The organism is Chryseobacterium sp. (genome assembly GCF_008831505.1).
Taxonomy (GTDB): Bacteria; Bacteroidota; Bacteroidia; order Flavobacteriales; family Weeksellaceae; genus Marnyiella.
Map to the genome: position 1 here is coordinate 159,348 of NZ_CP044507.1, position 22,718 is coordinate 182,065.

Consider the following 22,718-nt stretch of genomic DNA (forward strand, 5'->3'; position numbering starts at 1 on the left):
AAATTGAGCGTGGGTTCAGGCTGCTTTTTTGTCGCCTCTGATCACCAGGAAAACGGTTTTTAAGATGATTACCAAATCCAGGACCATGCTCCAGTTTTTTACGTAAAATGTATCGGCCAGGATGCGTTTTTTCATCTCAATACTCATGTCGCCATAATCACCGCGAAGTCCGTTTACCTGTGCAAGACCTGTAATCCCGGGTTTCACCATACTTCGTATCGCATAGCGGCCTATTCGGGTCTTGTAATAATCATCAACCAAAAGCATATGTGGCCGGGGCCCAACTACGGACATGTGTCCCAGCAGTACATTGATGAACTGCGGCATCTCGTCTATGCTGGTAAAGCGCAGGAACTTTCCCACTGCCGTGATCCTGTCGTCATTTTTCTGCGTAGTCCGCGTAGCCGATTGGTCGTTCACTACCATAGTCCGGAACTTAAAGCAGTTGAATATCCTGTCGTTCAGTCCGTATCGCTTTTGCCTGAAAAATACCGGGCCTTTGCTGTCCAGCTTAATGAGAATGGCAACCAGCGGAAACAGCCAGGAGCAAACCGCGACCAGGATGACCAACGAAAACAACAGGTCCCACACACGCTTGAGTAAGAAATTGGTGAAATATTGCAGCGGGAATTTAGACTGGGTGAGTACGGGCTGGGTCTCAATATAGTTGATTTCGTAGTTGAAGAAATTGTTTTGGTCAATTGCCGGTATGAGTGCAATGCGAACTTTACAGTTTTCTGCCAGTCTGAAGATCTCACTTCTGGTTTCTGCTGATATTCCTGCATTGTCCGTGGGCATATAAAGTGTGTAAATACCGTTTTCACGCCAAAACTCAGTGAGTTGGGCCGTATCTACAGGACCTTCCGGATAATCATAGATTACGAGGCCGTAATCGCTGCGGGTACGCAATACTTCTTCCAGGATTTGCCTCGCATCATTCCGGCTTCCCAGAAACATAATGTTTCTGATGTTGATACCCATGCTGCGTATCGATTTCAGCAAAAAGAAAATGGCCGATTTAAGAAGGTAGAACACGATAAATATGCTGATGGCAAGATCAAAGCGTTCGGTTTTCAGAAAAATGTTATTGCTTACTTTACCTAAAAGGATAATTCCGAAAAGGAAAATAAGGATATGAGTTACAATTCTCTCCAGATATAGAGTATAGGTCAGATTCCGCGGTATATCATACAGCCGCGTCCGTCCGCTAAGCAGAATCCAGAAAAGGGTGAGAAGCAGGATAGAAAGTATATTTTGCTCCCAGTCCACATCTCTGATTTTCAGATCATAATTGCGCCGGATAAAGAAAAACACAAAAACTGCTGTGATAATCAGAATATCGAGCAGTATAATAAATCCTTTAAAATATCGTGAGAACCGAAGTTGTTGCATGAACCCGAATCAGAACCTAAAAGTAAGTAAATTTCCGTTTACTCAGGGAATATTTAGGTATTTATGAGTCTGCACCGAAGCTTGCCAACGTGGATTCTGAAGAATGAATTCTGTAATAAGGGGGTAAATTTCATTACGTTTGCTCCATTCACTCTGTAAATATAAGCGGCAGCCGGGGGTTACTTTCGCTGCCTGTTCTTCTGCGAATTTTAAATCATGACGGTTAAATACGATGACCTTCAGTTCATTTGCAGCCTCGTAGATTTCAGGTTGTGGTAAGCCTGTCTTTTTGGGTGACAGCGTAATCCAGTCCAAAATGCCGGTCCTTTTATAAGCGCCTGAAGTTTCAATATGTATGGTGCATCCTAATTCCTTTAGGCGCAGGGTCAGGATTTCCAGGTTCCACATCAAAGGTTCGCCGCCTGTAAGGACAATGGTCCTGCAGTAGCTGGCTGCCGTTTCGGCTACCTGGATCACATCCATAAGCGGGTGAAGTGTGGGATCCCAGCTTTCCTTTACATCGCACCAGTGGCAGCCTACATCGCAGCCGCCCAGGCGGATAAAATAGGCCGCTGTTCCAGTGTGGGCACCTTCGCCCTGAATGGTGTAGAAATGCTCCATTACCGGAAGCATCTTCCCTTCTTTCAATAATATTTCCTGATTTGCTGTCATTTGATTTTCTAAAATTTCCTCTTGTAGGCAAGCAGTGTGTTTTTCATAAGCATTGCCCTTGTCATCGGACCTACACCGCCCGGTACAGGCGTAATCCACGAAGCTTTTTCCACACAGCTCTCATAGTCCACATCGCCTTCCAGGTGATAGCCTTTTGGTCCTTCATCTTCTACGCGTGAGATTCCCACGTCAATAATTACGGCACCATCCTTAATCATATCGCCTTTCAGGTATTTAGGTGCGCCCAGGGCTACAATCACAATATCTGCATTTTTCGTAAATTCTTCAATGTTCTGTGTATGGCTGTGCACTACAGTTACAGTAGCGTTCCCGGGATTACCTTTGGTACTCATCAGGATACTCATGGGTCTTCCCACAATCCGGCTGCGGCCAATGACCACACAGTGTTTTCCCTGGGTTGGGATGTTATATCTCTCCAGTAAAGTCATGATGCCATAAGGTGTGGCGGGCAGATAAGCTTCCATCTCCAGAGCCATTCGGCCAAAATTTTCCGGATGGAAACCGTCCACATCCTTATCAGGACTTATGGCTTCAATTACCTTTTCCTCGTCCATACCTTTTGGAATCGGCAACTGCACGATAAAGCCGTCAATCCCGGTATCCACGTTCAGTTTTTCAATCTCGCTGAGCAACTCGGCTTCAGTTATGGTATCGCTGAATTTAAGCAGGGTGGATTTGAATCCAACTTCCTTACAGTCTTTTACTTTACTGTTTACATAGGCCTTGCTGGCTCCGTTTTCACCCACCAGGATCGCGGCAAGATGTGGGGGTCTTTGCCCCGCAGCTACAATTTTTTCAACTTCTGCCTTAATTTCCTGCTTAATGTCCTTGGAGATTTTTAATCCGTCCAGTATTTGCGCCATATCTATATACTTTTTAATATTTAAGTTACCTGTAACTCTGTATAGTGAGCATTTTTACTTCTAAATCCCATCCGAAATCCAGGCGGGCCGGATAACAGGGTGCAGATTCTATGCTGATGCAAAATTAGAGTTATAATTTGAGGTGGGCACATAATGCATCCATCTGCCCTTATTTTTTATTATTATAGTAATTGATGAGTCCGTTGGTGGAACTGTCATGTGTATCTGTCGCGGCACCATTCTGTAATTCAGGTAAGATCTTGGAAGCCAGCGTTTTTCCCAGTTCCACGCCGAACTGGTCAAAACTGAAAATATTCCAGATAATTCCCTGTACAAAGATTTTATGTTCGTAAAGTGCGATGAGCTGCCCCAGTATGAATGGTGTTAATGCATTAAATAACAGCGAATTGGTAGGTGTATTTCCGTGGAAAACCTTATGATTCTGTATCCTTTTAATTTCTTCCTGCGTTTTACCCGCCAGTTGCAGTTCCTCCTGAACTTCAATAGGTGTTTTGCCGAATGCCAGCGCTTCAGTCTGGGCAAAGAAATTGGCAAGGAGTTTTTCCTGATGATCGGAAACATTATTACACGACTTCACAAATGCTATAAAATCCGCCGGAATAAACTCAGTTCCCTGATGGATAAGTTGGTAAAAGGCATGCTGCCCGTTTGTGCCGGGCTCACCCCAGATCACAGGTCCTGTTTCATACTGCACGAACTGCCCGTTGCGGTCGGTGCATTTGCCGTTGCTCTCCATGTCACCCTGCTGCAGGTAGGCGGGAAAACGGTCCAGGTACTGGGAATAGGGAAGGATTGCGTATGTTCCCGCATGGTGGAAATTTCTATACCACACCCCTAAAAGTGCCATGATTACGGGAATATTTTCACTAAACTCCGCAGTCCGGAAATGCAGATCGGTTTCATTTGCGCCTTTCAGCAGCTGTTCAAAGTTCTCATAACCCACTGCCAGCACAATGCTGAGCCCAATGGCGCTCCAAAGTGAATAGCGTCCGCCTACCCAGTCCCAGAATTCAAAAATATTTTCTTCAGCTATGCCGAATTCATTTACTGCTTCTGTATTTGTGGAAAGGGCCACGAAATGTTTGGCCACATCGTTTTGAGTGCCACGACTGAGGAACCAGGTTTTCGCCGATTCGGCATTGGTCATCGTTTCCTGAGTGGTGAATGTCTTTGAAGCTACGATAAACAGCGTCGTTTCCGGATCCAGTTCTTTCAGTACTTCCGCGATATGATTTCCGTCCACGTTGGACACGAAATGAACATTTAACCGCGTCCGGTAATGTTTCAGTGCCCGGCATACCATCACAGGCCCCAGGTCTGATCCTCCAATACCAATATTCACAACGTCGGTGATCACCTTACCGGTAAATCCTTTGTGCCTACCCGAAATTACATCCTCAGAAAAAGCCTTCATCTGTTCCAGGACTCTCCGGACAGCCGGTTTTATATTTTCGCCGTCAACCAGGATTTCAGTTTCAGAGAAATCCCTAAGCGCCGTGTGCAGGACTGCCCGTCCTTCTGTTTCATTGATGATATCACCCGAAAACATTTTAGTTATGGCCGAATTCAGATCACATTCCTCCGCCAGGTTCAGCAGCAGTTCAAATGTCCTTTCGTCTATAAGATTTTTGGAAAAGTCAAAGAGGAAATCTGGTCTTTTTATGGAAAACTGGTTAAATCTTTCCGGATTGTAATTGAAAAGTGTGCGGAGTTCAAAATCATTTTGCGCAAAGTGTTCGCTTAGGGCCAACCAGGCCTTTGTTTGGGTAGGATTGATTTTGGGCAGCATACATTCGGTTTTGTTCACCCGGGCGGGTATATGAACCGCTAATTTACGGAAAATTGCATGAAAGACATACGGAAAGGCTCCGGCCAAGGCCGAAGCCGCAAGATTATAAAGCCTGTCCGCTCTGAATTTACTTGCGCGGCAGTCCTGTATGTATACGGTTACCTGTCCTCTTTCTCCGGAAAAAATAGATGAGCAGGCCGCCTATAATAAGAATTGGCCAGAGCGTAAGCAGTCCGATAACCAGTCTTTGGGTAAGGTAAAAACCTTCCACAAAAGCGTTCTTTGTTTCGTACAGGAAGTTGGACTTAAATTTATTATCCTTGTTCCGCACATTAGTAACCGCTATTTCTGCCGCACGTAGTTCCGGTTCTTTCAGATAGATTTGGACCGTACTGTACTTCAGTCGGTCACTCATCTGTAGATCAGCGACTTTCTGATTGTTGTTTGCGCCCATATTCTGGTCGTCGAGTTTTACTTTATCTTTATCATTGCGGATTTGCCGGATGTTATTGGCTGTGGTTTTAATCCTTTTTGATTCCATTTTGGCCAGTTCAATATTTGCGGTAACATCTTCAGCCAGGATAACCCTGGAAGTGAGGAATACTTTACGGTTGTTGATGAACTGAAGCAATGCGACGAGTTGTTCTGTAGGAATCCTTACCTGCATATTGTTCTCTGTCCTGAATTTTCGCAAAAGGACGGCACTCTCATCGCTTACCTCATAAGTTTCTTCTGAAACAATTCTGGAAATGAGCTCGCTTGTGGTGACAAAACCTCCCATTTCCTGTACAGACTTTTCAATTGCGATGGTAGCGTCGTAAACATCTTTCACTTCCATATCCACATTCGCAGACTTTATAAATCTCTTTCCTTCCATCTCCATGGTGGCTGCGTTTGAGATACTGTCTGAAATCAGTACGGCGCTGTCGGTTTCATGCATAACTTCGGTTGTACTGACTTCACTTTTGCTGCATGCTGTACCTGTAAGGAGTACAAGGCTTATCAAAACGGTTTTCGGATGCAAATTTTTCATAACTCTTAGATTTAGTTGGTTATTCCAAAGATGCAGGGAGGTGAAATCGGATTCTTTGTAAAATACTTATAATATTAATGTAAAAGGAATGTGTTATTAATATACGGGAAATCAGCTGTTTGTAAATTTGGTTTACAAATTTTTTGGGAGAAGAGCTATTAGCATTTCACCAAAAATTATAAAAGTCATCTTCCGCCACTCAAATTCCAAAAAGAAAACCCTTCAGTTATGAAGGGCTTTTAAATATTAAATGACGAAATTACTTTTCTAGGGCAATTTCAATAACCTCGCTCATTCGGTTTACATAACTGATCTTAAGATTCTTGAGGTAGTCTTTTTTGATTTCTTCAACATCCTTCCTGTTGGCTTCGCAAAGAATAATGTGGGTGATCCCGGCGCGCGTCGCGGCCAGTAATTTCTCCTTAATTCCGCCTACCGGCAGAACTTTTCCGCGCAGGGTAATCTCACCGGTCATGGCCAGATGAGGTTTTACCTTCCGGTTCCTGAAACTGGAAACAATAGAGGTAAGCATTGCGATGCCGGCCGAAGGACCGTCCTTAGGTGTGGCTCCCTCCGGTACATGTACGTGGATATTCTTTTTCTGCAGGTCATCTGCGGAAATGCCCAGTTCGTCATGCTTTGCTTTTATATACTCCAGTGCGATGGTGGCTGACTCCTTCATTACATTTCCAAGGTTGCCGGTCATGGTTAGGTTGCCTTTACCTTCGCTTAAAATACTTTCGATAAAAAGAATGTCGCCACCCACCTGTGTCCAGGCAAGTCCGGTTACGACACCGGGTACATCAGAAATTTCGGAAAGGCTTTTTGGTCTGGGGACACCCAGGATTTCATCAACTTTTGCCAGGGAGATCTTTTGTTCATAGTCTTTTTCCATAGCTGTTTGCAGGGCTACCCATCTCGCGATGGCCGCAATCTGCTTCTCCAGTCCCCTAACACCACTCTCCGAGGTGTGCGCGTCTATGATGTGTTTAAGTTCGGCATTGCCCAGCTTAAATGATTTGGCTGTGAGCCCGTTCTCTTCCTGCTGCTTTTTTATAAGGTGTCTTTTGGCAATCTCTACCTTTTCCTCCAGCGTATAGCCCGCGATTTCAATGATTTCCATCCGGTCCAAAAGCGGCCGCTGCACGGTGGATAGTGAGTTGGCCGTAGCAATAAACATCACCCGCGAAAGGTCGTAACCCATCTCCAGGAAATTGTCGTAAAAAGAACTGTTCTGTTCCGGATCCAAAACTTCCAACAGCGCAGAGCTTGGATCACCATGGATTCCCTGACCGATTTTATCAATCTCGTCCAGAACAATTACCGGGTTGGATGTCCCTGATTTTTTCAGGGACTGCAACACGCGACCGGCCATTGCTCCGATATAGGTTTTACGGTGGCCGCGGATCTCCGATTCATCATGCAAGCCACCCAGGGAAAGCCGTACATATTTTCGTCCCAGTGCATCGGCAACCGATTTTCCGAGTGAAGTTTTCCCCACGCCGGGAGGACCTACCAAACAAAGAATTGGCGATTTCATATTGTTCTTCAGCTTGAGGACGGCCATGTGCTCCAGGATTCTTTTCTTTATATCTTCCAGTCCGAAATGGGCTTTATCCAGAATTTTCTCCGCTTTATTAATGTCAAAAACATCTTTGGTATAGGTGTCCCAGGGGAGATCTGTGAAGAAATCCAGGTAATTACGCTGCACGTTATAGTCCGGCGAATTGGGGTTCTGGCGCTGAAGCCGGTTCAGTTCTTTCTGGAAATGATTTTCAACCTCTTCGCTCCATTTAACATTTTTGACCTTGAGTAATAGCTCCTCCACATCAGATTCAGGACCTCCGCCCAATTCCTCCTGAATGGTCTTCATTTGCTGGCTCAGGAAATAATCGCGCTGCTGCTTATCCAGATCCTTGGAGGTTTTCTGGTGGATTTGGTTACGAAGCTCCAGAATCCGGAAATCGTCATGCATCATTTCATAGCAGGTTTGGGCTCTCTTCAGAAGACTTTTCTCTTCCAGAAGGCTCTGCTTCTTGCTTGCGTTGAAATTGGCATTCGCGCAGATAAAATTCAGCAGTTCCTCCAGACCCTGAATGTTTTTGATTGCAAAATTGGCCGCATTCGGAATGCCCGGATCCAGGGCAATGATTTTTTCGGCAAGATCTTTTATGTTTTCAATAAGCGCCTCAAATTCTTCCCTGTTACGTGCTGCAGTGTCTTTCAGCTTGGTAATTTCCGCTTTAAAATAAGGTTCAGTTTCCACAAACTGCCTGGTCTTAAACCTTCCAAATCCCTTTGTAATTGCTGTAATATTGCCTTCCGGCAGCTTAATGATCTTCAGGATTTTGGCATAAGTACCAATTTGGTACATATCCTCCTGTGCGGGGTTATCCACAGTCGCATTTTTCTGGCTTAGGATGCCAATGAACTCACCGCTTTGCTGTGCTTCTTCCAGCAGTTTTATCGAATTTTTCCTGCCCGCAGTAATGGGTACGATTACCTTGGGGAACATCACCATGTTCCGCACCGGCAGAATCGGGAAAACTGTCTGGCTTGTGTTAAGTTCTGTTTCGTCAAAGTCCTTAAGGTTGATCTCTTCTGCTACAAGGCTGAAGCCGTCATCTAAAATATCGTCAAATTCCATCTGTTCTTTTCTGTCTTTATTCTGCATGACAATCTGTCATTTCAGTTGCCTGCCTTTATACTTGTATATCTTAAAGATCTTGGGCGGCAATCTGTAGAGGCAGGTTTCCCAATTCCTGTGCCAATGAAATTTTCACAAAAGAATGCGGACAAAATTTCCTTTATAAACACCAGGACAGGCTTCCAACATAAAAATGAAACGATATTTCTCTTGTTTCTTAAAAATGTGTATTTTCGCTGACTGATAAAATATATATTACAATATAATGGCAATTTTAGGTGAAATTAGGAAACGACCGATTTTATTAATGGGAATCATCGCCCTGGCGCTGCTGGCGTTTCTGGTAAATCCGGATACGTTTGACAAGCTTTTTGGGAAGGATCCAAACATTCTGGGAAAGGTAAACGGGGACGAGATTACACGTGAGGAGTATTCTGATCAGCTTTTTATCCTGCAGCAGCAGGCCCAGCAACAGGGTCAGCCCGCTACCGGTCTGGAAGAGCAGGCATGGCAGATGATGGTCCAGAGCAAGCTTATCAAACAACAGTTTGAGAAAATGGGTCTGGAAATGACCGATGATTACTTCTGGAGCCAGCTTCAGTTTGATCCTATGTTTGCCCAAAATCCTGAAAATTTTGATGAAAAAGGGAACTTCCGTCTGCAGGAAATTAAGAAGCAGGTAGAGACTCTTCAGAACAGCGGCGATGTACAGTCATTGAACCAATGGAATAAAATGAGAAAATCCATTGAGTACAGAATGATGGCGCGTGAACTTATTTCCAATATCAATGCCGGTGTTACTGTAGGTAAAAAGGAAGTGGAGGAGATGATTAGGCAGCGTGACAATCTTGCCGACATTGATTATGTAAAAGTAGATTACGCATCTTTCCTGCAGAAGAATCCTATAAAGGTGACTTCTGAAGATCTTGCGGCCTATATCAAGAAATACCCCAATACTTATAAAACGGATGCAAGTGTAAACCTTGGAGTGGTTTATTTCCCAGCGCAGGCCAGCGCACAGGACGATGCTGCCAAACTTAAAGAGATTACAGGCCTTCTTACCGGTGGTAATACCAATGGTGGTGTGGTGGAGAATTTTCAGAATACCGCCAGCGATTCCATGTTTGTGATGCTGAACTCCGATATGCCTTATGATAACAGATATCTTGGCGAGAACGAGCTGCCGCCATCCATCAGAGAGTGGGTGAAGACTGCAGCTCCGGGTCAGATTACCGGACCGTATAAAGAGCAGAATGTTTATGTGCTTTCCAAAATGCTGGACCGCAAACCTTCAGATTCCGTGCTTTCAAAACATATCCTGATTGCCTATCAGGGTGCACAGAGATCAACAGCTACCCGAACAAAGGAGCAGGCGAAGAAAACTGCCGACAGTCTTTATGCCATAATCAAAGGAAACGCGGCCGCTTTTGCTGATGGTCTTAAAATCTCAGATGAGCCCGGCGCGGTTGAGAGAAACGGAAGTGTGGGTTGGGTAACTCCTGCTTCACCATTTGATCCGGCCTACCTCAATTTCCTGATGAGCAATCCTAAAGGCGCTACAGGTGTTCAGGAATCCAGCTTTGGATATCACATCATCAATATTGAAGACAAGAAATCAGGGTCCATGACCTATAAACTGGCCAACATTGTGAAAGCGGTTACTCCGTCTGAGCAAACAGAGAATGCAGTGGACAAGAATGCCAGACGTTTTATCCAGCAAGTCCAGGGTAAGTCGTTTAACGATTTTGCCAATATTGCCAAAAAAGGCAACTATATGTTCAGTAACCCTAAAATGGTGAAAAGATTTGAAGGTCAGATTTCGGGACTTGGAACGCCTAAAGATTCAGAAATCATTGCCTGGGCATTTGATAAGAAAAGGGAAAAAGGAGATACTGAATTCTTCGTGGTTGACGGTACCGGCGACCGTGTAGTTGTTATGTTGAACGGTAAACAGGAAAAAGGCCTGGCCGACCCTGAATCCGTTAGAGATCAGATTGAGCCAATTGTGAAAAATCAGTTGGCAGCCAAGAAAATTATTGAGAAGATGAATGCAGCTAAAGCAGGCAGCCTGGATCAGGTAGCAAAACTGTTTGGAACAGGAAAACTGAATGCGCAGGTAAATCTTCTGAACCCATCTGTTGGCGGTTCCATGGAGCCACGTGTTGCAGGCGCAGCGTTTGGCGTAGCAAAAGGCAAAATGAGCAAACCTGTGGAAGGCATGACCGGTGTTTATGTAGTACTTAAAAAGTCCGAAACCATGAACAAACAGCCTGGGGACATTAAGCAGATGACTGAATCAATGATGCAGCAGAACGCTAATTTCTTCGGCCAGTCATTCATCAAGAGTCTGCAGGATAATGCCGACATCAAGGACTACAGAATTGAAGTCTGGGACAAAGGGGTAACCCAATAAGAAATTAATAATGAAGCGGCTCTTAGTAGCCGCTTTTTTTGGCCCGGTTTTTTCAAATTGGAGATGGAGAAAAAATCCTATCTTTGCTAGACTTAAGTTATACCAATTAGATGAAATTATCAAAAGAGATAAAAGCAGGGCTTATTGCTGTGCTTTCCATTGTCGGCTTTGTGCTGATTTTTCAATTTATGAAAGGCAAAAGCCTCTTTACAACCGACAATATTTTCTATGCAAAATATGATAATGTGGAAGGTATTGAGCCCGCCAGCAAGGTTTCTATCAATGGACTTAAAGTTGGACAGGTAAATAATATTATTCCGGTGACGGACAAGAACGGGCGGGTGTATTTTGTAATTTCGTTTGCTGTAGACAATGATTTTAAATTTTCAAAAGAATCTGTAGTTGAGGTTTTTGAACCCGGCATCATGTCGGCCAAGGAAATGCGTATCAATCTCGCTTATAAAGGGGCCATAGCCAAAGACGGTGACACACTTGTCGGAAATTACAAACCTTCTTTAATCAATAACCTTGGTGAGCAGGTTGGTCCCGTGAAGGATCAGTTGCAGGAAGTGCTTAAGAAAGTGGATTCACTCGCATACAGTGCTAATCAGGTATTGGATGACAGAAACCGGGCAGAGATCCGTGCCTTGCTCATCAGTCTGAACCGGACTGTGGCAGCCTTCGAGACTACAAGCCGCCAGGCAAACGCCTTAGTTGCGAATAACGACCCAAAACTTCAGCGTGTACTGGATAATGCCAATGCAACGATGATTACGGCTAACACGGCTGTTGATAAATACGGTCGTTTGGCAGAAAGCATCGATACGCAAAAGCTTAATGCCACTGTAGCCAATCTGGATGCTACAGTAAGCAAACTGAATAACGTAATTTCCGGAATAGACAGGGGAGAAGGCTCTCTTGGAAAAGTAATGAAGGACGAAGAACTTTATAACAATCTCAATTCAGCATCCAATAATCTTAATGCTTTAATTGAGGATCTGAAAGCCAACCCGAAACGTTACCTGAACTTTTCCGTATTCGGCAAGAATACCAAAGAATAAAACTCCTTTTCAATATGCAATATATTGACAATATTATTTTCCTGATTGCCCTTGTTGTGGGTTTTGGACTGTTTTTCAGAAGTCTGAAAGAAATTTACAGAAACATTAAGTTGGGTCGCCCTATCGACCGTACAGACCGTCCGGGAGACCGCTGGCGTACAATGGCAAAAGTAGCCATGGGGCAGAGCAAAATGGGCAAGCGTCCCATCGCAGCCATTCTGCACCTTTTCGTTTATGTAGGCTTTGTAATCATCAACATTGAGCTGCTGGAGATTATCATAGACGGTATTTTCGGAACCCACCGTTTCCTGGCGGGCATCATGGGAGACTCTTTCTATGGTTTCTTTACAGCTACCCTCGAAGTTTTGGCCCTGCTGGTAATTGTGGCAGTTGTCATCTTCTTCATCCGCCGCAATTTCTATGGTGTGAAAAGGCTTACGATGAAGGAACTATTTGGCTGGCCAAAACAGGATGCCAACTGGATCCTTATTATTGAATTTGCCCTGATGACGGCCTTCTTCACGATGAATGCTTCAGATTGGGTGCTGCAGCAACGAAATGTACTGGCTGCTCACGGCAGTTTTCCTGTGTCCTCAAATTTACTTGCACCTTTGTTCAGCGGATTGGGAGACGGTACTTTAACTTTCCTGGAGCGAGGTGCCTGGTGGTTTCACTTTCTGGGGATTTTATTCTTCATGAACTACCTCTATTACTCAAAGCACTTGCACATTATCCTGGCTTTCCCGAATACCTGGTATGCTAATCTGGAGCCTAAGGGTAAATTCAAAAACCTGGCCTCGGTTACAGCTGAAATCAAGCTCATGATGGATCCCAATGCCGATCCTTACGCGGCGCAGCCCGATGCTGATCCCAATGCGGTGCCGGAGAAGTTTGGAGCCAACGATATTTTTGACCTCAATCAGGTGCAGTTATTAAATGCTTATTCCTGCACCGAATGCGGAAGATGTACCGCTGTTTGTCCGGCAAACATTACCGGCAAAAAATTATCGCCGCGTAAAATCATGATGGATACCCGTGACCGTGTAGAAGAGGTAGCGAAAGTTATTAATAAAAACGGTAAGTGGGAAGACGATGGGCGGAAGCTGCTGGACGACCATATCCAGCGGGAGGAAATCTGGGCCTGTACCACCTGCAATGCCTGTGTGGAGGCCTGTCCAGTACTTATAGACCCATTATCCATCATTATGGAAATGCGCCGCTTCCTCGTAATGGAACAGTCGGCGGCACCACAGGAACTGAATCTGATGATGACCAATGTGGAGAACAATGCCGCACCATGGCAGTACAATCAGGCCGACAGGTTAAACTGGGCAAAGGACTAAAATGATGCTTTGAAAACAGGATAGTGCGGATTTATTAGTGCAGGCCACATCATCACATCAACTAATTAGCAAATTAAATAATGGATTTTACTATAAAAACAATGGCAGAATATGCTGCCGAAGGAAAATCTCCCGAAGTACTTTTTTGGGTGGGCTGCGCCGGCAGTTTTGACGACCGCGCCAAGAAGATTACACGTGCTTTCTGCAAAATTCTTAATAAAATAAATGTTGAATTTGCCGTACTCGGACCTGAGGAAAGCTGTACGGGTGATCCTGCAAAACGTGCCGGAAACGAATTTGTTTTCCAGATGATGGCGCTTACCAACATTGAAATCCTGAATGCTTACGATGTAAAGAAAATCGTAACAGCCTGTCCGCACTGTTTCAATACAATCAAGAATGAATATCCAAACCTTGGTGGAAATTATGAAGTGATTCACCATACGCAATTCCTGAAACAGCTGATGGAGGAGGGAAGGCTAAAGATTGAAGGCGGAAGTTTCAAAGGAAAGAAAATCACCTTCCATGATCCCTGTTATCTGGGTCGCGGGAACAACGAATACGAGGCTCCGCGTATGCTTTTGGAAAAACTTGATGCCGAACTCGTAGAGATGAAGCGCTGCCGGACAAACGGTTTGTGCTGTGGTGCGGGAGGTGCCCAGATGTTTAAGGAGCCTGAAAAAGGGGATAAGGATATCAATGTGGAAAGGACAGAAGAAGCTTTGGCTGAAACTCCAAACATCATTGCAACAGGTTGCCCGTTCTGTAATACTATGATGACAGACGGAATTAAGCATTTCAATAAAAATACGGAAGTGGAGGTTAAGGATATTGTTGAACTCCTGGCCGAAGCTGAAGATCTCTAGCTAGACATGAGATTTCAGACATTAGATTTCAGATGTACAAATGTCTGAAATCTAAAATCTAACATCTAATATCTAAATCTATGAAAATCGAAGAATCCAATATAACAGAAACCAACGACTACCGGGTAATTATTTATCCTGCGTCGCGTCCTTTCACCCCAAAGGAGAGTAAGGTAATAGCAGAAAAACTCTACGATTTCCTGGCTACTTGGGCAGCACACGGAAAACCGTTATCTTCGTCCTTCAAGATAGAAAAGAACCAATTTATCATTGTTTGTGTTGATGAGGAAAAGGAAGCTGCTTCCGGTTGCTCCATCGACTCGCTGAGTGGCATTATGCGGGAGCTGGATCAGGAATTTAACCTGGGACTTTTTGACAGGATGAAAGCCAGTTTTGTAGAGGATGGTGAAGTGAAAACCATGAAACTACAGGAGTTCCGAAAAGGTTTGAAGGAAGGCAACATCTCTCAGGACATTGAGGTTTTTGATTTTTCAAAGAACAGCTATATCGCTTTCCTCAGCGACTTCCTGCTGCAACTGAATAAAAGCTGGGCAGGTATTTACATAAGTTAACAACAAGGCGAAATCCCTGACAGGGAATATTTTCGCTGTGCAGCCTGAGACTTATCCTCTAATTGCCCATGCTTAAAATCCTATTTCTTACAACTGCACACAGTTACAATGATGACAGGATTTTTCATCATCAGGCCAAAGAACTGAGGTCACAGGGGCATAGGGTGAAAGTATCGAGTCTGAGCTCAGACTATGCAGGTCAACTGGAGGGTGTGGAAATTGAGTCACGCCATATTCTTAACAGTGGTACCGCCAGTAAACTGGAATATTTTCTTAAGGTTTGCGAAGGTTTTAATCCGGACCGCATCATCTGTTCTGAACCACTGGCTGTTATTGCCGCAAACAGGTATACAAAGAAGCATCGCGCAACCGTCATCTACGACATTACCGAATGGTATCCTTCCGCCAGGATGGTTGCTCCTTACCCTGATCTTCTTAAACCCCTGCACGCACTAAGGTTTTTGCTCATCCATATTTATGCGGGGGCAGTAAGTGACCTGTTTATATTCGGTGAGTCCAGTAAGAAGTTCCCGCTTTCCAGGATATTTCCCTTCAAAAGAAAATTACTTTTACCTTATTATCCCGCGCCAGGGTATATAACTGAAAAGATTAATGTATTGAGCCGAGACCGCATTACTTTGGCTTATACAGGAACCTTCAGCAGGGAGAAAGGAATTGAGAATTTTTTTAATGCTGCTGCTGAATTGCGCACCCGCCGACCCAACCTTAGAATAAATATCCTGCTAGTCGGAAGTTCAGCAAGTGAGGATGGGAAGACGTACTTTGACAGACTTCTACAGAAATACCAGTGGGAGAACATCAGGATTCTTCAACCTGTGAGTCTGGAATCCTTCACCGAAAGCCTTACAGATGCTGATGTCTGTTTTGATTTGAGGCCTGTGACCTTTGAGAACCACCACTGCCTTCCGATAAAGATCTTTTACTACGCTGCCGCAGGAAAACCCGTAATTTACTCCGACCTGAAAGCTACGCGTAAAGGTGTGGATGTCTTGGATTTCGGTTATCTGGTAAACCCTGAGGACAGTGCTGCTATTGCAAGCCATATTGAAAGGTGGCTGGATAACCCAATGGAGTACAACAGGTATGCACACAACGCCCGTAAATCATTTCAGAAAAAATATAATTGGGACAGGATCAAAGCCTCTTTCAAGGAATTTGTAATCAACGGTAAAAATTAAGTGGATGCAGAAAACCTTCATCCATACTTTTCTCTCGCGGGCACTTATTCTGGTTCTCAACTTTGGAATCATCATTTTTGCTACCAATGTTTGGGGCAGCCAGGGGAAGGGAAGCATTTCCATGCTTATTGCCGATTTGTCCATTATCGGTTTTTTCAGCAATGTTTTCGTGGGTAGCATTACTTATCTTACTTCAAGATATAAAACAGCTGATATACTTGGTGTAGCCTATATCTGGTCCATAGTGGTGGGTATTTCCATACCGCTGGTAGTCCATTTTTCGATACGTCCGGTCTATGATTTAAGTTACCTTGTGCTTCTGTCTGTGCTGTTTTCATTACTCACAGCAAATATTAACTATTTCATAGGCAAACAGGATATCCCGAAATTTAATCTTTACACCATCCTTCAGCAGGGTGTGCATCTGGTGTTCCTGCTGGCTGCGGTCTATATCTTTGGTTTTGACAGTCTTGATGCCTACTTTATCACCCTAATGGCATGTTATGGTACTCTTTTCCTGGTCAGCACCCTCCAGCTTTATAAATCTGCCCAATTTCCTGAATTTTCGCTTTCAGGAACTGTGATCCGAAGTATGTTCAGTTACGGATGGAAAACACAGCTGAGCGCGCTGATGCAATTTATGAATTACAGACTGTCATTCTATTTTTTGGAAGTTTACCGCGGAATTGCCAGTGTAGGGGTATTTTCAATTGGTGTGGCACTTTCTGAGGGAATTTGGGCGGTAAGCAGGAGCCTTTCCACCATACTGTACGCTAAGGTGGTAAACAGCAGTGACCACCTGGAGTCGGTGGATACCGCTAAGGTCTCCATAAAACTCAGCTTCCTTGTAACATTATTCTTTATCCTGATAATTCTCTGTGTTCCGGCAAATGTTTACACGCTGGTCTTCGGTGCGGCTTTTCATCAAACCAAACTTATCTTCATGCTTCTGTCACCGGGCATTCTTGCCATCGCGGTAAGCAATATTATAGGTTCTTATTTTGCGGGCGTGAACAGGCTTCGGATACTGAACGTCAAATCTCTTGTGGGACTTGTCTTTACCGTGTTTTCGTCTGTATTTATTATTCCGGAATGGGGCATCATTGGTGCCTGTGTGGTGACTGCCGTTTCCTATTGCCTTTCTTCCGGCATCCTGTTCTGGCAATTCTATAAAACAACAACTTTTAAAGTTACGGATTTACTGCCCACAAAACACGAACTTACCTTAGTTAGGCAGTTGTTTCGCACCCGAAAATAAATGGTCGGTTCAGTGGAACTCTGTATATTTGTTAACATGAAAAACGTGATATTTTTCCTTGCCGTGGCTTTGTTGTCCGCAGCCAGTTGCCGCAGCGAGAATCCGGATGATATCCGGCGGATCGATCAGGTGCTGAACATCTACATAGATTCGCTGGGCCAGGATATGCTGGACAACACCCTTCCCGGTTCCTATATTTCTGTTACGATGAATGATGTGGATGGCCTTACGGATAATGCTCCTGTACAGTACAACCTTAGGAAAGATGAATCAAATATGTCCTTTATACAGTATACTGCCGGCGCGCGGCGGATCCTGCTGGAAAGTTTACCCGGCAATAAAGAAATCTACCGTTCCAGAATTGCGCTTAATATGAGAAAACAGTTGAATGACAGTGTACAGAGTGTTACAAATGATACCCTGGTGCTTAATTATACCTTAACGCCGCAGGTATTCGAAATTTCCACAGCATTATATAACGGTGTACCTGTTTTCACCAAGACTCCGGGCGCAGCCAATGTCATTAAAATAAACAAATAATCCGTAAATTCGCACTGTACAGGGTTTTGCCTGCTTTTCTGCAGCATATTTCCGTCAGTTTTCAAAATTCAATAATTAGAAATGTTACAAGTCAGTTACTTACGCGATAATAGAGACCTTGTGCTCCAGGGCCTCGCCAAAAGGAATTTTAAACAGTCTTCTTTGGTTGATGATGCCATCCGTCATGACGATGACAGAAAGAAATACCAGTTCGATCTGGACCGGAACCTTGCGGAGATAAACCGGATTTCCAAAGAGATCGGCATATTTATGAAAGAAGGTAAAAAGGAAGAAGCTGAAGCAGCTAAAGTCCAGACCGCCCAATTCAAGGAAAACGTTCAGACTCTGCAGCAGCAACTCAAGGACTCCGAGGCGAAGCTTCAGGAAATCCTTTACCTTATTCCCAATATTCCCTTTGAAAAAGTAAAGGCCGGAACAACTGCCGATGACAACGAAATCATCTACCAGTCACATGATGTCCACGGCTTGGGCGAAGGTGCAATCCCGCACTGGGAACTGGCAAAGAAATACAACCTTATTGATTTCGAATTGGGCGTTAAAATTGCAGGTGCCGGTTTTCCGGTTTATTTAGGTAAAGGCGCACGTTTGCAGCGCGCTTTGGTGCAGTTCTTCCTGGACAGAAACGTGGAAGCCGGATATATAGAGGTAAATCCGCCGCACGTGGTAAATGAAGCTTCAGGTTATGGTACGGGCCAACTGCCGGACAAGGAAGGACAGATGTATTTTGTAAATGAAGACAATCTGTACCTGATCCCTACGGCTGAGGTTCCTGTAACCAATATGTATCGTGATGTGATTATTGATGAAGCAGATCTGCCGGTAAAAAATACAGCTTTTTCCCAGTGCTACCGTCGCGAAGCCGGTAGTTACGGCGCCCATGTACGCGGTTTGAACAGACTGCACCAGTTTGAGAAGGTTGAGATTGTAAGGCTGGAGAAACCTGAAAACTCCTATGCTGCACTGGAAGAGATGGTAGAGCATGTAAAAGGCCTTCTTACCGATCTGGAACTGCCTTTCCGCATCCTGAGGCTTTGTGGCGGCGATATGGGTTTTACATCGGCTATGACCTATGATTTTGAGGTTTGGAGCGCTGCTCAGGAAAAATGGCTTGAAGTATCTTCAGTTTCTAATTTTGAAACCTTCCAGGCCAACCGTCTTAAGTGCAGATTCAAAGGTGCCGGAAAAACACAACTTGTACACACGCTTAATGGATCGGCGCTGGCCTTGCCACGAATTATGGCTGCACTGCTGGAAAACAACCAGACCACAGAAGGAATTAAACTTCCTGCCAAAGTAGCGGGTTATGCTCGCTTTGACCTTATTGGATAGCATTTTCATCTTCAAAAAATATAAAAACCACCTGATTACGGGTGGTTTTCTTGTTTGACTTGGGCGGTAAATTACCGCTTGCGGTTAAAGTTGCCATTATTTGGTATAGATAACCACTTTCCTGTCTTTGTTCCTGAGGTTTTTACCATCGTCCCAAATATCCGCGCTGCGCACGTTTATTTTTACAGTCCTGTCGTCTACCTGCTCCACAAAATCATGTTTTCCCACGATTGATTTTATCGGCTTCTGAAATTTAAGTGTATTGGTGAAATTACCGTTAAACATTTTTGCCATACCAATGATTCCGGAGGCCATTTGGCGGCCATAGGCCTCTATTGAATCCTGTTTTGTACGTGGGGTAGCTGCCTTTTCGTTTACTTTCACCTTCTGCATTTCATAAAGCGGTTCCGCGATATTGAATTTTTCGGTGTTGATCTCAAGTTTTTCACCGTCCCATCTTGCAATGTCCTGTAAAGGAATTGTTTTCAGTTCTTTCCTGCTGGCGAACAGACTGGCCACTTCTTCAGGCATCAGCTTGTCGTATTTGAGCGAAAGACCCATGATTTCGTCTTTCTGGCGGTTTACTTTTACATACATCTTTTTTAAGGCGCCAACCTCCTTTTCATTCAGCACAATTTTCCCGTCTTTCTGCATATCGTACAGACTTTGCCAGTTTGTAGAAAGTTTGGTAATGTCCGGCAGTGATTCTGACTTTCCTGAAGAATTCAGCATCTTCAGAATTCCCATCGTGCTTTGGTCCATCAATATGCTGGATTCCATACTGGTGGCCGCGTCTTTATAGTAGGTAGTTTCAGTATTTACCGAGCAGGACTGCATAATTCCCAGTGCTGCGGCGGCAAACCCTAACGTTAGTTTTTTAAGCATTTATCTTTAAGTTTGGCTTTTTTGATTCAAAATAGGGACCAAAGTTAAAGGCTGCCTTACAGCAGCCTTCATTTTCAATTTATTTCATTTCAGTCTGTTAATGACATGTGGAGTGATCGCCGCGCTGGTGTTCCTCGGAACCGTTATGGTTCACCTGCATGGCCTCATGTGCAGGCGAGAGGTAAGGAATTCCCAGTTCCATCCCGCGGATAACGAAAAGGGTTCCCAAGACAAGCATCATAACCGGAATTACCTTAAGGATCTTTATCCGGAATGCATTGGTCATCAAATTACCCAGTAAAACCACTGCGAACATAAACGGGAAAGTTCCCAGTCCGAAAACGGCCATAAACAATGCGCCCTGCCAGATGCCGCCGGCAGCCAGCGACGCTGTAAGGGCCATATACACCATTCCGCAGGGCAGGAAGCCGTTAAGGATACCGGTAGTGAACCGGGAGCGGTAATCTGCCTTTTGCAGCAAAGAAGCAAGTTTCTTCTTTACCTGAAGCAGTAAGCCCGACAGCCATGGGATCTTTGATGCAAAATCCCTCCCACCAAATGAAAAAACTGCCATGAAAATAAGCAGGATTCCCACCGCGATGGTTAAATATTGCTGAAGTCCTGCTATTTGAAATCCCTGGCCCACGATGCCCAGTAATGCTCCCAATAGTGCGTAGGTGACTATGCGTCCCAGATTATAAGTAATATTCTGCAGATGATAGTTGGCGGCCTGCTTCCTTGTAAGTCCCATGGACATGGCAATGGGTCCGCACATACCTATGCAGTGAAAACCTGAACCTATGCCCAGTACCAGCGATGATAATACTAGTGCATTTTCCATTTTACCATATTAAATCGTAATCCAACTGGTATTTTTTATCGGCCCTCGTCCAGAGCACGCGCAACACATAATTTCCTTTGGCAAGTACGGCCGCCGGAATAAAGAGGCTGTTTCGGCTGTCCAGGTCCATCTCCTTGATCACGTCCAGCTTTTGGTCTTCTGCACGGTGCAGGTCTATTGTGAACTGTGTATTGCTGTTGTTATAATCCTTAGGAAATATAACGCGGATGCCTGACTGGTCCTGCACGTATTCCGGCTTTTCAGGCAGGGCACCGGCAAGTGCCTTGGCATCTATGACATCCTGATAGGCGAGTTCTGCTTCATAATAATCATCTGTGATAAGCTCTGAGTTTTTCCATGTACTGGTGAAGTAGAAGATCATGGAAAGGATAAATATGATAAACAGCCCTAAGGCAAGGGCAACTCCATGGCCCCAAGTGAATTTTTTAAGCATTTTTATTTTAGTTAAAACTGTAATTTAAACGGACCCTCAAAATAAGTTTCGTATTCATCTATGAGTTTGCCTTCCGGATCGTAAATTCCAATAGTGATATTCTGTTTGGCCCTTGTAATTTCGTTTTCAGGGAATGAAACTGATACTGACCCTTTGGTCATTTTATCTTTATCTACCACTACTGTCTGTGCGCCGTTGGCAGAAACCGTACCGTGGTTGGGATTTGTAATCTTAAGCGTCACCGCTTTCTTATCGTTTGTCTTGTTAAGTAATGTGTAGTTGTATGTATTATAGATTCTGCCATCGCGGATCACATAGGATGAACCTACAGGCTTAATGAATTTGGCCTCCATTTCACCGCGGTTGTAAAGCAGGAAGCCAAGGAAACCGATAAGAAGTATCAGTACGGCTGTATAAGCTTTCATCTTGTTGCTGAAAACGAAGGGCTTCTGCTGTTCAATCTCGTCTTCTGTGGCGTAGCGGATCAGACCCTTCGGCAAACCAACTTTTACCATTACTTCGTCACATGCATCAATGCACGCGGTACAGTTTACACATTCCAGCTGCTGGCCGTCGCGGATATCAATGCCGGTAGGGCACACCACCACACACTGGTTGCAGGCAATACAGTCTCCCTTTCCGGCAGCACGTCTGTCTTCTCCTTTACGCCATTTCGCACGGTTTTCGCCACGTTTGAAATCGTAGAAAACATTAATGGTCTGTTTATCAATAAGCACACCCTGAAGTCGGCCGTAGGGGCAAACCAATGTACATACCTGCTCCCGGAACCACGCGAAAACAAAATAGAAAGCGCCTGTAAAAAGAATCATTACCAGGAAATTGGTAGGATTCTCGAAAGGTCCTTCACGCATGATTTCGAATACCCGACGGTATCCCACGATATACATGAACATAAAGTGGGTAATGATTACCGAGATCAGCGCAAAGATGGTCCACTTCAAACCTCTTTTCCATATTTTCTCTGTATCCCAGGCCTGGTTATCCAGACGGATCTGTTTGTTACGGTCGCCTTCAATGGCATATTCCACTTTGCGGAATATCATTTCGAGGAAAATAGTCTGCGGGCAGATCCATCCGCAGAATATCCGGCCGAAAACCACCGTAAAGAGCAGAATGAAGACAATGGATGCAATTGCCCCCAGTGCCAGTATAAAAAAGTCCTGGGGATAGAAAGGTTTACCGGCAATATAGAATTCCCGGTCCAGAACGTTGATCAGCAGTAAAGGATTTCCGTTGATCTCGACAAAGGGGATTCCAAAATAAATGATTAATAAAATAACTGAAACCAGATATCGGTAATTGGTATACCGGCCTCTGGGTTTTCTGGGATATACCCATTTTCTTTTGCCGGACTGATCCATGGTGCCTACAGAATCCCGAAAAGTTTCGGGACTGACCACCTGTCCCTGTCCGCCACTGTATTTTGTATCTTCTGACATAATTTATATTTAACCGAAAAAACATAATCCGTTACCTT

19 protein-coding genes are annotated in these 22,718 nt (G+C 44.4%); 9 read left to right on the forward strand and 10 right to left on the reverse strand.

From position 1 onward, the window contains the following. Positions 1-15 precede the first annotated feature (15 nt). From F7R58_RS00780 to lon, 6 genes are all read right to left on the reverse strand, one after another. The gene (locus F7R58_RS00780; protein WP_158063125.1) at positions 16-1,392 is read right to left on the reverse strand and encodes an exopolysaccharide biosynthesis polyprenyl glycosylphosphotransferase; all 1,377 of its coding nucleotides are present in this window, start codon (positions 1,390-1,392) and stop codon (positions 16-18) included. 42 nt (positions 1,393-1,434) lie between these two features. Beyond that, on the reverse strand, positions 1,435-2,064 hold the full coding sequence (locus F7R58_RS00785) for a 7-carboxy-7-deazaguanine synthase QueE (protein WP_158063126.1): 630 nt from the start codon (positions 2,062-2,064) through the stop codon (positions 1,435-1,437). An 8-nt stretch (positions 2,065-2,072) separates the two neighbouring features. Continuing rightward, entirely contained in the window at positions 2,073-2,948 is an 876-nt protein-coding gene (gene folD, locus F7R58_RS00790) for a bifunctional methylenetetrahydrofolate dehydrogenase/methenyltetrahydrofolate cyclohydrolase FolD (protein WP_158063127.1), read from the reverse strand. Positions 2,949-3,117: 169 nt separating this feature from the next. Next, positions 3,118-4,758: a glucose-6-phosphate isomerase gene (gene pgi / locus F7R58_RS00795; RefSeq protein ID WP_158063128.1), complete on the reverse strand. Its 1,641-nt coding sequence runs from the start codon at positions 4,756-4,758 to the stop codon at positions 3,118-3,120. A 127-nt stretch (positions 4,759-4,885) separates the two neighbouring features. After that, the gene (locus F7R58_RS00800) at positions 4,886-5,791 is read right to left on the reverse strand and encodes a DUF4349 domain-containing protein (protein WP_158063129.1); all 906 of its coding nucleotides are present in this window, start codon (positions 5,789-5,791) and stop codon (positions 4,886-4,888) included. Positions 5,792-6,050: 259 nt separating this feature from the next. Continuing rightward, positions 6,051-8,438: an endopeptidase La gene (gene lon / locus F7R58_RS00805; protein WP_158065325.1), complete on the reverse strand. Its 2,388-nt coding sequence runs from the start codon at positions 8,436-8,438 to the stop codon at positions 6,051-6,053. A 265-nt stretch (positions 8,439-8,703) separates the two neighbouring features. On the opposite strand from lon, the gene F7R58_RS00810 reads away from it, so the two are divergent. The 9 genes from F7R58_RS00810 (at position 8,704) to serS (ending at position 19,040) form a co-directional block, all read left to right on the forward strand. After that, a complete protein-coding gene (locus F7R58_RS00810) occupies positions 8,704-10,851 on the forward strand; it encodes a SurA N-terminal domain-containing protein (RefSeq protein WP_158063130.1) in 2,148 nt (715 codons plus the stop codon). 110 nt (positions 10,852-10,961) lie between these two features. Then, complete coding sequence (locus F7R58_RS00815; protein ID WP_158063131.1) at positions 10,962-11,912, forward strand: MlaD family protein; 951 nt, start codon at positions 10,962-10,964, stop codon at positions 11,910-11,912. Between the two features lie 14 nt (positions 11,913-11,926). Then, positions 11,927-13,255: a (Fe-S)-binding protein gene (locus F7R58_RS00820; RefSeq protein ID WP_158063132.1), complete on the forward strand. Its 1,329-nt coding sequence runs from the start codon at positions 11,927-11,929 to the stop codon at positions 13,253-13,255. Between the two features lie 80 nt (positions 13,256-13,335). Beyond that, positions 13,336-14,121, forward strand: coding sequence for a (Fe-S)-binding protein (locus tag F7R58_RS00825; protein WP_158063133.1), 786 nt, complete (start codon positions 13,336-13,338; stop codon positions 14,119-14,121). A gap of 80 nt (positions 14,122-14,201) precedes the next feature. Beyond that, on the forward strand, positions 14,202-14,693 hold the full coding sequence (locus F7R58_RS00830; protein ID WP_158063134.1) for a hypothetical protein: 492 nt from the start codon (positions 14,202-14,204) through the stop codon (positions 14,691-14,693). Between the two features lie 68 nt (positions 14,694-14,761). After that, positions 14,762-15,892 carry a glycosyltransferase gene (locus F7R58_RS00835; protein ID WP_158063135.1) on the forward strand — a complete coding sequence of 377 codons (1,131 nt, stop codon included), beginning with the start codon at positions 14,762-14,764 and terminating at the stop codon, positions 15,890-15,892. A gap of 4 nt (positions 15,893-15,896) precedes the next feature. Continuing rightward, the gene (locus F7R58_RS00840; RefSeq protein ID WP_158063136.1) at positions 15,897-17,150 is read left to right on the forward strand and encodes a polysaccharide biosynthesis C-terminal domain-containing protein; all 1,254 of its coding nucleotides are present in this window, start codon (positions 15,897-15,899) and stop codon (positions 17,148-17,150) included. Between the two features lie 36 nt (positions 17,151-17,186). Further along, positions 17,187-17,690, forward strand: a complete 504-nt coding sequence (locus tag F7R58_RS00845; protein ID WP_158063137.1) for a hypothetical protein — start codon at positions 17,187-17,189, stop codon at positions 17,688-17,690. A gap of 81 nt (positions 17,691-17,771) precedes the next feature. Continuing rightward, positions 17,772-19,040, forward strand: coding sequence for a serine--tRNA ligase (gene serS / locus F7R58_RS00850; RefSeq protein ID WP_158063138.1), 1,269 nt, complete (start codon positions 17,772-17,774; stop codon positions 19,038-19,040). 96 nt (positions 19,041-19,136) lie between these two features. Here the strand turns inward: serS and F7R58_RS00855 are convergent, their stop codons facing one another. The 4 genes from F7R58_RS00855 to ccoG form a co-directional block, all read right to left on the reverse strand. After that, positions 19,137-19,925 (reverse strand): hypothetical protein, encoded by a 789-nt coding sequence (locus F7R58_RS00855; RefSeq protein ID WP_158063139.1) that lies wholly within the window; start codon positions 19,923-19,925, stop codon positions 19,137-19,139. Positions 19,926-20,022: 97 nt separating this feature from the next. Then, a complete protein-coding gene (locus tag F7R58_RS00860; RefSeq protein WP_158063140.1) occupies positions 20,023-20,766 on the reverse strand; it encodes a sulfite exporter TauE/SafE family protein in 744 nt (247 codons plus the stop codon). Between the two features lies 1 nt (position 20,767). Continuing rightward, complete coding sequence (locus tag F7R58_RS00865) at positions 20,768-21,220, reverse strand: FixH family protein (protein WP_158063141.1); 453 nt, start codon at positions 21,218-21,220, stop codon at positions 20,768-20,770. Between the two features lie 11 nt (positions 21,221-21,231). Further along, positions 21,232-22,680: a cytochrome c oxidase accessory protein CcoG gene (gene ccoG / locus F7R58_RS00870; protein ID WP_158063142.1), complete on the reverse strand. Its 1,449-nt coding sequence runs from the start codon at positions 22,678-22,680 to the stop codon at positions 21,232-21,234. Positions 22,681-22,718 lie beyond the last annotated feature (38 nt).